The organism is Streptomyces sp. NPDC053432, from assembly GCF_055585365.1.
In genome coordinates, this window is sequence record NZ_JBVJKF010000014.1 from 108,997 (window position 1) to 122,190 (window position 13,194).

At 70.0% G+C, this 13,194-nt stretch carries 14 protein-coding genes; 11 read left to right on the forward strand and 3 right to left on the reverse strand.

The features are described 5' to 3' along the window. Positions 1–378 precede the first annotated feature (378 nt). Positions 379–1,245, forward strand: coding sequence for a L,D-transpeptidase family protein (locus ACZ6Y1_RS23275; protein WP_469632889.1), 867 nt, complete (start codon positions 379–381; stop codon positions 1,243–1,245). Between the two features lie 304 nt (positions 1,246–1,549). On the opposite strand, the gene ACZ6Y1_RS23280 is transcribed toward ACZ6Y1_RS23275, so the two are convergent. Both ACZ6Y1_RS23280 and ACZ6Y1_RS23285 read right to left on the reverse strand, forming a co-directional pair. Next, complete coding sequence (locus ACZ6Y1_RS23280) at positions 1,550–2,602, reverse strand: hypothetical protein (protein ID WP_469632891.1); 1,053 nt, start codon at positions 2,600–2,602, stop codon at positions 1,550–1,552. Continuing rightward, positions 2,602–3,342: an RNA polymerase sigma factor gene (locus ACZ6Y1_RS23285; RefSeq protein ID WP_469633138.1), complete on the reverse strand. Its 741-nt coding sequence runs from the start codon at positions 3,340–3,342 to the stop codon at positions 2,602–2,604. The genes ACZ6Y1_RS23280 and ACZ6Y1_RS23285 overlap by 1 nt, the downstream gene beginning before the upstream one ends. A 326-nt stretch (positions 3,343–3,668) precedes the next feature. Between ACZ6Y1_RS23285 and ACZ6Y1_RS23290 the strand changes: the two genes are divergently transcribed. The 10 genes from ACZ6Y1_RS23290 to ACZ6Y1_RS23335 all read left to right on the forward strand — a co-directional run bounded on the left by ACZ6Y1_RS23290 (position 3,669) and on the right by ACZ6Y1_RS23335 (position 11,494). Continuing rightward, a complete protein-coding gene (locus tag ACZ6Y1_RS23290) occupies positions 3,669–4,274 on the forward strand; it encodes a 2-oxo-4-hydroxy-4-carboxy-5-ureidoimidazoline decarboxylase (RefSeq protein ID WP_469632893.1) in 606 nt (201 codons plus the stop codon). Between the two features lie 152 nt (positions 4,275–4,426). Further along, the gene (gene sdhC, locus ACZ6Y1_RS23295) at positions 4,427–4,807 is read left to right on the forward strand and encodes a succinate dehydrogenase, cytochrome b556 subunit (protein ID WP_376661267.1); all 381 of its coding nucleotides are present in this window, start codon (positions 4,427–4,429) and stop codon (positions 4,805–4,807) included. A gap of 5 nt (positions 4,808–4,812) precedes the next feature. Next, positions 4,813–5,292 carry a succinate dehydrogenase hydrophobic membrane anchor subunit gene (locus tag ACZ6Y1_RS23300; RefSeq protein ID WP_403877941.1) on the forward strand — a complete coding sequence of 160 codons (480 nt, stop codon included), beginning with the start codon at positions 4,813–4,815 and terminating at the stop codon, positions 5,290–5,292. Positions 5,293–5,315: 23 nt separating this feature from the next. Continuing rightward, complete coding sequence (gene sdhA / locus ACZ6Y1_RS23305) at positions 5,316–7,070, forward strand: succinate dehydrogenase flavoprotein subunit (protein ID WP_469632898.1); 1,755 nt, start codon at positions 5,316–5,318, stop codon at positions 7,068–7,070. Next, the gene (locus ACZ6Y1_RS23310; RefSeq protein ID WP_469632900.1) at positions 7,070–7,828 is read left to right on the forward strand and encodes a succinate dehydrogenase iron-sulfur subunit; all 759 of its coding nucleotides are present in this window, start codon (positions 7,070–7,072) and stop codon (positions 7,826–7,828) included. The genes sdhA and ACZ6Y1_RS23310 overlap by 1 nt, the downstream gene beginning before the upstream one ends. A gap of 129 nt (positions 7,829–7,957) precedes the next feature. After that, the gene (locus ACZ6Y1_RS23315) at positions 7,958–9,094 is read left to right on the forward strand and encodes a serine hydrolase domain-containing protein (protein ID WP_469632903.1); all 1,137 of its coding nucleotides are present in this window, start codon (positions 7,958–7,960) and stop codon (positions 9,092–9,094) included. A 42-nt stretch (positions 9,095–9,136) separates the two neighbouring features. Continuing rightward, on the forward strand, positions 9,137–9,664 hold the full coding sequence (locus tag ACZ6Y1_RS23320) for a hypothetical protein (RefSeq protein ID WP_469632906.1): 528 nt from the start codon (positions 9,137–9,139) through the stop codon (positions 9,662–9,664). A gap of 214 nt (positions 9,665–9,878) precedes the next feature. After that, complete coding sequence (locus ACZ6Y1_RS23325; protein ID WP_469632908.1) at positions 9,879–10,283, forward strand: hypothetical protein; 405 nt, start codon at positions 9,879–9,881, stop codon at positions 10,281–10,283. A 3-nt stretch (positions 10,284–10,286) separates the two neighbouring features. Then, complete coding sequence (locus tag ACZ6Y1_RS23330; protein ID WP_469632911.1) at positions 10,287–10,712, forward strand: thiol-disulfide oxidoreductase DCC family protein; 426 nt, start codon at positions 10,287–10,289, stop codon at positions 10,710–10,712. A gap of 11 nt (positions 10,713–10,723) precedes the next feature. Further along, positions 10,724–11,494 carry a TetR/AcrR family transcriptional regulator gene (locus tag ACZ6Y1_RS23335; RefSeq protein WP_469632914.1) on the forward strand — a complete coding sequence of 257 codons (771 nt, stop codon included), beginning with the start codon at positions 10,724–10,726 and terminating at the stop codon, positions 11,492–11,494. A gap of 26 nt (positions 11,495–11,520) precedes the next feature. Here the strand turns inward: ACZ6Y1_RS23335 and ACZ6Y1_RS23340 are convergent, their stop codons facing one another. Further along, positions 11,521–13,077, reverse strand: coding sequence for an ABC transporter substrate-binding protein (locus ACZ6Y1_RS23340; RefSeq protein ID WP_469632917.1), 1,557 nt, complete (start codon positions 13,075–13,077; stop codon positions 11,521–11,523). Between the last annotated feature and the right edge of the window lie 117 nt (positions 13,078–13,194).

The window sequence follows — 13,194 nt, forward strand, 5'->3', positions numbered from 1 at the left end:
TTCCTGCTTACCTCGCGGTAGCGGGCTCGACGCGCTCGGCGCGCCTGACGACTGCCCTTCCGGCAGCCGGAATGAGCGCGGTGCACGAACTGGCGCATTTCCCGGCACGCGTTCGCCGCTCAAGCGCTCAACACTCAAGCGCTCAATGAAGCGCAAATACTCGTATATGCATATTGCTCACCTGGTGCGGTGACGCACAACGCAGGACCAGAGGTAGAACCGCCGTCGACGGGACTGGTACAACCGTCCCGCACATGTCCTCGAAAGGCTGCGGACGGCTCCTGGTCACAATGGCGCAACATCCCCCGGCCCAGTGCAACTCTCCACGCGCGCGAGGCATCACCTAGATACACGACGTAGAAACCGGGGGACCGCTTCATGCACCGCCAGAGAGTCATAATCCGCACGCTCGGGATCGCCACCGCCGTCGCGCTCGCCGCGACCGCCTGCGGACCGCAGAAGTCGGAGTCGGCAGGCTCCTCTTCTTCCGTTTCGTCCACGCCCACGGCGGGCGCGACCCCTGAAACCTCTCCTTCCACGGACAACAAGCCGGGCGATGCCTCGCCGTCGGCGTCCGCTTCCGCCTCTCCCTCGCCGTCCGCCACGCCCTCCGTGAAGGCGATCATGGCCAACGGTGACGAGAGCGAGCAGGTGCGCGAGCTCCAGGCGCGGCTGAAGCAGCTCAAGCTGATGTCGGTCGCACCGACCGGCTTCTACGGCTCGAAGACGACCGCCGCGGTCAAGTCCTTCCAGTCGAAGAACGCCCTGACCGCGAGCGGTTCGGTCGACGAGGAGACCTGGAAGAAGATCCAGAAGCTGACGAAGAAGCCCACCGACGACGAGCTGCGCCCGCCGACCGTCAACGAGGTCGACGCTCCGGACCCGCGCTGCATGACCGGCCGTGTGATGTGCATCAGCAAGGAGAGCCGCACCCTCGCCTGGATGATCGACGGCAAGATCATCTCCACCATGGACGTGCGCTTCGGCTCGGAGAACACTCCGACCCGCGAGGGCGAGTTCAAGGTGGACCGCAAGGAGAAGGACTGGGTGTCGACGCTCTACCACACGCCCATGCCGTACGCGATGTTCTTCAGCGGCGGCCAGGCGGTGCACTACTCGGCCGACTTCGCGGCCCGCGGCTACGCCGGCGCCTCGCACGGATGTGTGAACGTCCGGGACAAGGGCAAGCTGTCGGCGCTCTTCGCCCAGGTGCAGACCGGCGACAAGGTCGTCGTCTACTGGTGAGTCCCGGGGGCGTCCGGTGGTCCGGACGCCCGGACGTCTGCCTGACGCCGACCGTTCGACTCCGACGCGGCCCGGCCGGGTGATCCCGGCCGGGTCTTCGCGTGTGCGCCGGGCCGGAAGGCCGGGCGTGACGGTCGGAAGCAGAGGGCGCGGGCGGGGCCGGGGGAACGTGCCCCGCCCGCGCCGGTTGCGCAGAGCCCAGGGGTACGGGGGGAACCCCGGCTCATGCGCGGCCGATGACCAGTCGGCTCGTTATGTACTGCGCCGCCGCCTCGAAAAGTGTTACAGCGGGACGGTACGAGTTTCAGCCGATGCCGCGGGAGCCACCGGCGGGGCGTGCGGGGGCCGGGGTCCGGGGCTGCGCCGGGGTGTCCTGGGCGGGCGCCTCACCGCGCGGGCCGCCCACGGTGACCCCGCTCAGCAGCGACTCGCAGTAGGCCGGGATGCGGGAGACCCCGCGGGCCAGCAGCGAGAGCCGGTCGCGGCGCTCGATGGTGAGGCGGCCCGCCCGGTACTCCTTGCACAGGTCGGCGGCCTTGAGGCGGATGTCGTCCTGCCCCTGGCCTTCCCCGCTCTTGTCCCGGTCCTTGGCACCGGCCTCGGGGCCCCGCGTCTCCCGGCCTCCGGTCGTGCCACCGATCTCGCCGTCCCGGGTGCCCCGGGTCTCCCGGGAGTCGCGTCCCGAGCCTCCGGCCGTGGATCCGTCCGACGAATTTCCGCCAATCGCGGAGCCGCCCCAGAAAGTGCTTCCGTCCGTTCCCGGGAGCTGCGTTTCGTCCGGGTCGGGCCCCGGGACCGCGCCGTCGCCCCGGTGCGGGGTGGTCCGGCTCTGCGGGGAGCGGGTCGGCGCGCCGGTGCCGGCGCCCTTCGCCGGGTCCTCGTCGAGGCTGACGGACACGGCCGGTCCCGGCCCCGCCACGTCGTACCGGTCCTGGCCCAGCAGTCCCGCGGCCGCCGCGGCGGCCAGTCCGCCGACGGTGACGCTCGCCAGGGCCGCCGCCAGGCCGAAGCGCACGGCCCTGCCGCGCCGTACGCCCTGAGGGCCCGCGTGCCGGCCGAGCTCGACGAGCGGTTCGACGGTGATCGGCCGCACCGCGGCGGACCCGATCGTGCCGACGGCACCCGCGGCGCGCGCGGCGCGCGCCGCGCGGAAGGCGGCCATCGCCGCGGCTTCGCCGGAGTGGGCGCCCTGCGGGGCCTGCGGCCGGGAGAGCGAGTCGAGCGCGGCCCGCAGCCGGGCGGCTTCGGCCCGGGCGCGGGGGTCGACGGCCTCTCCGACGGGTTCCAGCGGTTCACCGCGCAGCAGTTTTTCGGCCGCGGCTTCGTCGAGCCACCGCCTGTCGCGCTCGTCGGCCATCACATGTCCTTCTGCGTCCGCCAACGTGAATGCGTCACACCGGTTTGCTCCACGAGGCCCCCACTGTGGCCGCGTTGCGCGGGAACGGCGTCGAGATCCCTCCTGCCCCCGCCGCCCCGTGGCCGGCCACCGGCATTATGGCCGACGGGGATCCCGAGGTCGCCGTCGGGAGGGCCCCCGCCCTCGCCGTCCTGGGCGCCGAGCAGCTCGGCGAGCTTCTTGAGCCCCCGGTGCGCCGCGGTGCGCACGGCGCCAGGACGCTTGCCCAGGGTCTCGGCGGCGCTCTTGGCGTCGAGTCCGACCACGACCCGCAGGACGACGGCCTCGGCCTGGTCCTGGGGGAGCTGCGCGATCAGGGCCATGGTCGAGCCGGTGGAGAGGGACTCCATGGCGGCCGAGGCGGTGTCGCACTCGGCGGCCCAGCCGGTCAGCTCGGTCTCGTCGCCGCCGATGGCGGGGCGGCGGCCGCGCATGCGGATGTGGTCGAGGGCCCGGTTGCGCGCGATGCGCGCGGCCCAGCCGCGGAAGCGGTCGGCGTCGCCGGTGAAGGAGTCGAGGTCGCGGGCTATCTGCAGCCATGCCTCGGAGGTCACGTCCTCCGCATCGCCGTCCCCGACGAGCGTGCGTACGTATCCGAGCAGGCGCGGGTGCACGGCGCGGTACACAGCACGGAACGCGTTCTCGTCGCCGTCCTGTGCCGCGAGCACCGCGGCGGTCAGCTCCGCGTCGTCCCCCAGCAAAGTCCCCAACCCGTTCAACGTCCTGTCCGTGTGGCGCAAATCAGCACGTTACGGCTTTCCGCACCCCTCGTCCATGTGTTGTACAAGCTGCAACCATCCCTGCGCGGAGCGAGGTGTGACACAAAACGCACTCGGGGCGCTGACAGGAGTACGGGCTTGTCGCACGAGCCCGTGACGGATGGCGACCGGGGCCTCTCCTGTGGGGGGTGGCGGCCTCGGTCGTCCTCCACCTCTCGGGCTCCCTGAATCACCCGCGTCATCCTTTCGGCTCACTTCCGGGTGAAAACACCCCATGGGTACGACACTCCTGGCCCCACGTCGATAGCGTGGCGGTACACCCGCGCCGCGCCCCGAGGAGCCCCCCGCTGTCCAGCCACCTTCCGGCACAGGCCCGCGGCTGCTCCGACCCTTCCCACGGCTCCGGGCTGGCGCGGTTCAACGCCCTCTCCCCCGACGCCGCCCGCGCCGTCCTGCTGCAGTGCTGCGGCAGCCGGCGCTGGGCCCACCGGGTGGCCGCCCACCGCCCGTACCCCGACGTCGGTGCCCTGCTCGCCGCCGCGGACGAGGCCTCGTACGACCTCTCCCAGGCGGACCTGGCGGAGGCGCTGGCCGTCGAATGCCCGGCGGAACTGGGGCACGGCTCACCGTACGCGGCCCTGCTGGCGCTCGACGCGGCCAACGCGGAGTACGAGCGCAAGTTCGGGCACGCCTTCGTGATCAGCCTCGACGAGCACCCGCCGGAGGAGCAGGCGAACCAGCTGCTGGCCGCGATCCGGCACCGGATGGCTCACGAGGTGGACGAGGAGCGCTCCGTCTCCGCCGACGAGCTGCGCCGGCTCGCGCGGAACCGGCTGGCCGGACTGACACGCCGACTGACCTCGCCGGATGGGGTGGCTGCGGCCGAATTCGGGCTATTTGCTCCTGTGGGATAGCCCGTCCGTGCCTGTTTGATCACACCGGCGGACCCCGGGCGAGGGAACCGACGAAGCGTCGCTACGATGTCCGGGGCCGGTGGACCGTACCCGGCCGGGCCCGACCGACAAAGAAGCCGGCTGGCCCCCGCCCCGCTTCCGGAGGGTTTTCCGTGCCGGCTGGAACGTTGTACCGCGGCCGGGAAGGAATGTGGTCCTGGGTGGCTCATCGAGTCACCGGCGTCCTCATTTTCTTCTTCCTGTTCGTACACGTCCTCGACACCGCTCTCGTCCGCGTCTCCCCCGAGGCGTACGACGATGTCGTGGCTACCTACAAGACTCCGATCGTCGCGCTGCTGGAGTACGGCCTCGTCGCCGCCATCCTGTTCCACGCGCTCAACGGTCTCCGTGTCATCGCCGTGGACTTCTGGTCCAAGGGCCCGCGCTACCAGAAGCAGATGCTCTGGACCGTGGTGAGCGTCTGGATCGTGCTGATGGCCGGGGCCGTGTACCCCGTCCTGAGCCACGCCTACCTCGAACTGTTCGGGAAGTGACACGCATGAGCTCTGACACTTCTTTCGAAAAGGTCGGTTCCGTGGAGGGCGTCTCCCTCTACGACGTCGACAACCCGGCCCCGTACATCGAGGCCCCGCGCAAGCGCACGGGCAAGACCCCGCGCTCGACCCGCGGCAACTTCGAGATGGCCGCGTGGCTCTTCATGCGCCTCTCGGGCATCGTCCTCGTCGTCCTGGTCATCGGTCACCTGCTGATCCAGCTGGTGCTCGACGGCGGCGTCTCCAAGATCGGCTTCGCCTTCGTGGCCGGCCGCTGGGCGTCCCCGTTCTGGCAGGTCTGGGACCTGCTGATGCTGTGGCTGGCGATGCTGCACGGCGCCAACGGTCTTCGTACCGTCATCAACGACTACGCGGAGCGCGCCAACACGCGGCTGTGGCTGAAGGGCCTGCTCTACACCGCCACGGTGTTCACCATCCTTCTGGGCACGCTGGTGATCTTCACCTTCGACCCGAACATCCGCTAGGCAACGGGGCTGAGGCGAAACAGATGAAGATCCACAAGTACGACACCGTGATCGTCGGCGCCGGTGGCGCGGGCATGCGCGCCGCCATCGAGGCGACGAAGCGCAGCCGCACCGCCGTGCTGACGAAGCTCTACCCCACCCGCTCCCACACGGGCGCCGCGCAGGGCGGCATGGCCGCCGCGCTGGCCAACGTGGAGGACGACAACTGGGAGTGGCACACCTTCGACACGGTCAAGGGCGGTGACTACCTGGTCGACCAGGACGCCGCCGAGATCCTGGCGAAGGAGGCCATCGACGCGGTCCTCGACCTCGAGAAGATGGGCCTGCCGTTCAACCGCACCCCGGACGGCACCATCGACCAGCGCCGCTTCGGCGGCCACTCCCGCAACCACGGCGAGGCGCCGGTCCGCCGGTCCTGCTACGCCGCGGACCGCACGGGCCACATGATCCTCCAGACGCTGTACCAGAACTGCGTCAAGGAGGGCGTTGAGTTCTTCAACGAGTTCTACGTCCTGGACCAGCTGCTGGTCGAGGAGGACGGCGTCAAGAAGTCGGCCGGTGTGGTCGCGTACGAGCTCGCCACCGGCGAGATCCACGTGTTCCAGGCGAAGGCCGTCATCTACGCCTCCGGCGGCACCGGCAAGTTCTTCAAGGTGACCTCCAACGCGCACACCCTGACGGGTGACGGCCAGGCGGCCTGCTACCGCCGCGGCCTGCCGCTGGAGGACATGGAGTTCTTCCAGTTCCACCCGACGGGCATCTGGCGCATGGGCATCCTGCTGACGGAGGGCGCCCGCGGTGAGGGCGGCATCCTGCGCAACAAGGACGGCGAGCGCTTCATGGAGAAGTACGCGCCGGTCATGAAGGACCTCGCGTCCCGTGACGTCGTCTCGCGCTCCATCTACACGGAGATCCGTGAGGGCCGCGGCTGCGGTCCCGCCGGTGACCACGTGTACCTGGACCTGACGCACCTGCCGCCGGAGCAGCTCGACGCGAAGCTCCCGGACATCACGGAGTTCGCGCGCACCTACCTGGGCATCGAGCCGTACACGGACCCGATCCCGATCCAGCCCACCGCGCACTACGCCATGGGCGGCATCCCGACCAACGTCGAGGGTGAGGTCCTGGCGGACAACACCACCGTCGTGCCGGGTCTGTACGCGGCCGGCGAGGTCGCGTGCGTGTCGGTGCACGGCGCGAACCGCCTGGGCACCAACTCGCTGCTGGACATCAACGTCTTCGGCAAGCGCTCGGGCATCGCGGCGGCGGCCTACGCCCACGCCAACGAGTACGTCGAGCTGCCGGAGAACCCGGCGAAGGACGTCGAGGAGCTCGTCGAGCGCCTGCGCAACTCCACGGGCAGCGAGCGGGTCGCGGACCTGCGCCTGGAGCTCCAGGAGACGATGGACGCCTGCGTGATGGTGTTCCGTACGGAGCAGACCATCAAGACCGCGGTCGAGAAGATCGCGGAGCTGCGCGAGCGCTACAAGAACGTGTCCGTCCAGGACAAGGGCAAGCGCTTCAACACGGACCTGCTGGAGGCCATCGAGCTGGGCAACCTGCTCGACCTGGCCGAGGTCATGGCCGTGTCCGCCCTCGCGCGCAAGGAGTCCCGCGGCGGTCACTACCGCGAGGACTACCCGAACCGCGACGACGTCAACTTCATGCGCCACACCATGGCGTACCGCGAGGTCGGCGCCGACGGCAAGGACTCCGTCCGGCTGGACTACAAGCCCGTCGTCGTCACCCGCTACCAGCCGATGGAGCGTAAGTACTGATGGCCACCCCCACCCTGGACAAGGTCGAGTCCGAGGCCGCGGCCTCGAACAACATCACGGTCACCTTCCGGATCCGCCGCTTCAACCCGGAGGTCTCGGAGGAGTCCACCTGGCAGGACTTCCAGATCGAGATCGACCCGAAGGAGCGCGTGCTCGACGGTCTCCACAAGATCAAGTGGGACCTCGACGGCACGCTCACCTTCCGTCGCTCGTGCGCGCACGGCATCTGCGGCTCCGACGCGATGCGGATCAACGGCAAGAACAGGCTCGCCTGCAAGACGCTGATCAAGGACATCAACCCGGAGAAGCCGATCACCGTCGAGGCCATCAAGGGCCTCACGGTGATGAAGGACCTCGTCGTCGACATGGAGCCCTTCTTCCAGGCGTACCGGGACGTCATGCCGTTCCTGGTCACCAAGGGCAACGAGCCGACGCGCGAGCGCCTGCAGTCCGCCGAGGACCGCGAGCGCTTCGACGACACCACCAAGTGCATCCTGTGCGCCGCGTGCACGTCCTCGTGCCCGGTGTTCTGGAACGACGGCCAGTACTTCGGCCCGGCGGCGATCGTCAACGCGCACCGCTTCATCTTCGACTCGCGTGACGAGGCCGGCGAGCAGCGGCTGGAGATCCTGAACGACAAGGACGGCGTGTGGCGCTGCCGCACGACCTTCAACTGCACCGACGCGTGCCCCCGCGGCATCGAGGTCACCAAGGCGATCCAGGAAGTCAAGCGTGCGCTGATCACGCGCCGTTTCTGATCCCCTGACGTGCCGAGGCCCGTACCCCTTCCCGGGGTACGGGCCTTACGCGTTCTCAGGGGTGCCTCCGGGTCGGATGGGGGCCGTCACCGATGGGCGGTGGATCCTCCTCGCGGCAGGCTGACAGCCATGACGAACTCGAAGAGCGCCGCCGACTCCCGCAGCCGCAGGACCCGTTGGATCACCCTGGTCGCCGCCGGCGCGGCCGTCGCATCGCTCGCCGTCGGCGCCGTGCCGGCCTCGGCCCAGCAGCGGAACCAGGCACCGGCACCGGTGACCGCCCGGATCGGGGACCAGCGGCACCCGCTCGACGAGGAGGCGCTGGCGAAGCTCATGACCCCCGACGCCGTCGCGACCGGGACGATGGTGCGGGTGTCCGGCGCCGGGGTCCCCGGGCACGTCTGGACGAAGGCGACGGGCCCGCTCTCCCAGGACCCGGCGGCCTCGTTCAGGATCGGCAGCATGACCAAGCTGTTCACCTCGGCCATGGTGCTGCAGCTGGTGGCGGAGGGCCGGTTCACCCTCGACACCCCGATCCGCGAGGTCCTGCCCGAGACCGTCCCCGCGCACTGGAAGCCGATCACCATCGGCCAGCTGCTCAGTCACACCAGCGGCCTCGGCAGGCCCTGCGCGCCGCTCGGGGACGGGCTGGGCCTGACCCCGGAGAAGGTGATCGCCGCCTGGACCGCGGACGGCTGCCCCGCGCCCCGGTACCCCGTCACCGAGCAGCAGTACAACGGCGGCAACTACTTCCTCCTCGGTCTGGCCGTCGAGAAGGTCACCGGCCGCCCGTACGCCGACGAACTCCACCGGCGCATCACCCGCCCACTGGGGCTGCGCCACACCTACCTCCCGCGCACCGGGGACGCGTCCATGCCGGCCCCGTCGCTGGCCGCGCCCACCCCCAAGGAGCCGTGGGCCTGGGCGGAAGGCGGCATGATCTCCAACGGCCCCGACATGGAACGCTTCATGAAGGCCCTGCTGGGCGGCCGGCTGCTGCCTCCGGCCCAGCAGGAGCAGCTGTTCGTCAAGCCGGAGCTCTCCAAGGACGAGGAGGTCCCCTACAGCCAGGGCGGGCTGATGTTCTTCACGGTGGACGGCACCGAGGTGTGGGGGAAGACCGGCAGCATGGCCCAGTACTCCAGCGGCGTCTTCGGTACGCCCGACGGCCGACGGACCGTCACCTGGTCCTTCCTGCCCGCCCCGACGGCGGCCAGGCCGGAAGTCGTCGAACGCGTCGGCAAGATCGTTCAAGCGGCTCTCTGAGCGGGGTACGGGACGCGCGGTCGCTGTGGAAGGATCGGCCACATGAGCGAGCAGCAGCCGAATCCGTATGCCAGCGACCCCTCCCAGGGCGGGGACGCCTACAAGTGGGGCCCGGGCGAGGCCAGTTACGGCTACCCGCAGCCGTACCCGGCGGCCCCCGGCCACCAGCCGACCATCGGCGGCGAGGGCTTCGCGGCCGCCCCTCAGCCCGCCGCCGCCCCCGCAGGGGGCGTCGGCATGTCGATCGGCGACATCACCATCGCCGGGGACCAGATCATCACCCCGTCGGGTCCGATGCCGCTCAAGGGCGCGATGTGGAACGCGACCGACTTCTCGCGCACCGAGGAGAAGATCCCGACCCACGCGATCGTCCTCGCGATCGTCTTCTTCATCTTCTGCCTGCTCGGGCTGCTGTTCCTGCTGATGAAGGAGAAGACGACCACGGGCTACATCCAGGTCACCGTCACCAGCGGCGGACGCCACCACTCGACGATGATCCCGGCCCAGGACGCGACTACGTACCCCTGGGTGATGTCCCAGCTGAACATCGCCCGCTCACTGAGCTTCTGACCTCCGGGGGCCACGAGGACCGCGACCGGCTCAGGGCGGTCCCCGGCCCTCCCCCCACGCCCGCGCACCGGACCGGTGCGCGGGTTTTCGTCTTTCCTCCCCGCAGGCGTCGTCACCGGGTCGCGAGCCCCTCTCCCGTTCGCTTGAACTTGTTCAAAAAAGGTCCTACAGTCATGCCTGTTAGCAGTTGAACACGTTCAAAGGGGCTGGGGCTGTGGACCTCAACGTCGTCGCATACGTCATCTACCTGGGCATCAGCATCGGGCTCACCGTCTGGGTCGCCCGCACGCTCAGCCGCAACGGCCGCGTCTTCATCGGCGACGTGCTCGCCGGCAACGAGAAGCTCGCCGATGCCGTCAACCAGCTGCTCGTGGTCGGCTTCTACCTCGTGAACATCGGGTTCGTGACCCTGTTCCTGCGCTCGGACGTCGCCATCGAGTCGACCCGCGAGCTCTTCGAGGCACTGTCGTTCAAGCTCGGCATCGTCCTGCTCGTCCTCGGCGTCATGCACCTGGGCAACGTGTACGTGCTCAACAAGATGCGCCGCCGCGGGCTCATGGAGCGCCAGCAGACCCCGCCGGTCGCCCCCCAGGGGTGGACCGCGCCGGCCGGGGCCTGACCGGTGGCCGCGCCCGGGGCGCCGGTCCGCCACCTGACCGTGCTCTACGACGCCGACTGCCCGCTCTGCGTGCACATCCGGCACTGGCTGCTCGGGCAGCGCTGGCTGGTACCGCTCCGGCTCGTCCCCGCCGCGTCCGTCGCGGCGCGGCAGCGGTACCCGGAGCTCGACCACGCCTCCACGCTCCGCGAGATCACCGTCATCGGGGACTCGGGCCAGATGTGGACCGGCACGGACGCCTTCATCGTCTGCCTGTGGGCGCTGTCCGAACACCGGCCCCGGGCCAACTGGCTGGCCACCCCGGCCGGCCGGCCCTTCGCCCGGGCGGCCATGTACACGGCCTCCGCATGGCGGCAGGCGGTACGGACCGGGGGCGGTACGGACGCGGAGGGACCGGCCTGTGACGACCACTGCCCCGTCCCCCGATAGGCTCATCCACCGTGACTGATCAGAAGGCTCCCAAGAGCGAGCAGACCCGCACGCTCATCCTCGAGACCGCGCTCCGGCTCTTCCAGGAGCGCGGCTTCGACAAGACGACGATGCGGGGTATCGCCAAGGAGGCCGGTGTCTCGGTCGGCAACGCCTACTACTACTTCGAATCGAAGGAACACCTGGTCCAGGGGTTCTACGACCGGATCAGCGCCGCGCACCAGGCGGCGGTCCGGCCGATCCTGGACAGCGAGACGGACCTACAGAAGCGTCTCGCGGGCGTACTGACGGCCTGGCTGGACATCGCGGCCCCCTATCACGAGTTCGCCTCGCAGTTCTTCAAGAACGCGGCGGACCCCGAGAGTCCGCTCAGCCCCTTCTCTCCGGAGTCCGAGCCCGCGCGGCAGGCTGCGATCAACATCCACCGCGAGGTGCTGGCGGGCGCGAAGACCAAGGTGCCGGCCGAACTGGCCGACCTGCTGCCCGAGCTGATGTGGCTCTCGCAGATGGGGCTGGTCCTCTACTGGGTCTTCGACCGTTCGCCGGACAGCGAGAAGACCCGGCGGCTCGCCGAGCGCGGGGCGCACCTGACCACGCGGGGCATCGTCCTGGCCCGGTTCCGGGTACTGCGGCCGCTCGTGAGGGAACTGCACGAGCTGTTCGCCGACTTCCTGCCCGGCATGGCCGAGACGGCGACGGCGAAGGCCCGGAAGAAGTCCCCGGCCCCGTCCCCGTCCCGGGACACGTCATCGGGCGCGGATGCGGAGCCGTCGGACGCCTGACGCACGCACGGGCCGGTGAAGGCGGCCTACAGCCAGTTCAGCTCCCACAGGCGCCAGACTCCGGTGCCGTCGGAGAGGTTCTGGGCGCCGGTGACGGCGTCGCGGGACATCACGTAGTCCTTCTTCTGCCAGATCGGCACCAGCGGCGCCTGCTGGGCGACGAGCCGCTGCAGCTCGCGGAAGTCGCCCGCGGCCGCGGCCCGTTCCGAGTAGGACTGCGTACGGGTGATCAGCTCGTCGACGCGCTTGTCGGCGAAGCCGCTGTTCATGGAGGAGTCGGCGCCGACCAGCGGGGCGAGGAAGTTGTCCGCGTCCGGGAAGTCGGCGATCCAGCCGATGGTGTAGGCGTCGAACTCCCCCGCCGCGTAGCCCTTCTGGAAGTCGGCCCACTTCTCGACGGGCCTGACCGTCAGCCGGAAGAGGCCGGTGGCCTCCAGCTGACGCTTGAGCTCCTCGGCCTCGGGGACGTTCGAGCCCTTCACGTTGACGCCGAGGGTGAGGGAGACGGGCGTGGTGATCCCTGCCTCCTTGAGGATCTTCTTCGAGGCCGCGCCGTTGGGCGTCGGGTACTGGTCGAAGAACGGGGTGCTGTGGCTCGCGACGCCCGCCGGGACGAGGGAGTACAGCGGCGTGACGGTGCCCGAGTAGACCTCGGCGGCCAGCTTCGGCCGGTCGACGGCGGCGGCGAAGGCCTGGCGGACGGCGGCCGGGGCGGCGGCCGAGCCCGGACGGACGTTGAAGACCACGGAGCGGGTCTCGGTGCCGCCCGAGGCCTCGTAACGGGTGTCCTTCAGACCGGGGTTGAGGGCGGCGAGCACGGCGGGCGGCATCTCCCGGTGGGCCACCTCGATCTCACGGTCGTTCCAGGCCTTGTCGAGCTGCGCGGAGCCCTCGTAGTACCGGACGGTGACGGCGGCCCGGGCCGGCTTGGCCTGGCCCGCGTACGACTCGTTGGGCCGCAGCTCGGCGCTGGTGCCGGCCTCGTACGCGCCGAGCTTGTACGGGCCCGAGCCGTCGACCTTGCCGTCCTCGCGCAGCGCCTTCGCCGGGTACTTGTCCTTGTCGACGATCGAGGCGGCACCCGTCGCGATCTTGAAGGGGAAGGTGGCGTCCCGGGTGGAGAGGTTGAAGGTGACCGTGCGGCCCTCGGCCTTGACCGATTCCAGGGTGTTGAACAGCGGGGCCGGGCCCTGGTCGGAGTTGATCGCCTTGATGCGGTCGAAGGAGTGCTTGACGTCCTCGGCGGTGATCTGGCGCCCGCTGGAGAACTTCACGTCGGAGCGCAGCTCGCACTGGTAGGTGGTGAGCTTCTGTCCGACGAACTGGCAGGAGGAGGCCGCGTCCGGCACGGGGGCATCGGAGCCGGGCTTGATGGTGAGCAGCGACTGGTAGACGTTGCTGAACAGGGCCCAGGAGCCGGCGTCGTACGCCCCGGCGGGGTCGAGGGAGGAGACCACGTCGCTGGTCCCGACGCGGATGGCGCCCCGGTCCTCGCCGTCCCAGGGCACCAGCTGCCAGGCCCCCACGCCGGCGGCGGCGAGAACCACCCCGACAATGATGATCTTCGAGCCGAAAGACGGCATGCCGCGACCCCACCCCCGTACCGGTGACAGCACCCCACTGTCCGATTACCGGATACCGGCCATCCCATCACGGAATTTCGGCCACCGGAAGATCGCTCTGTGGCCGATCGGACGCGC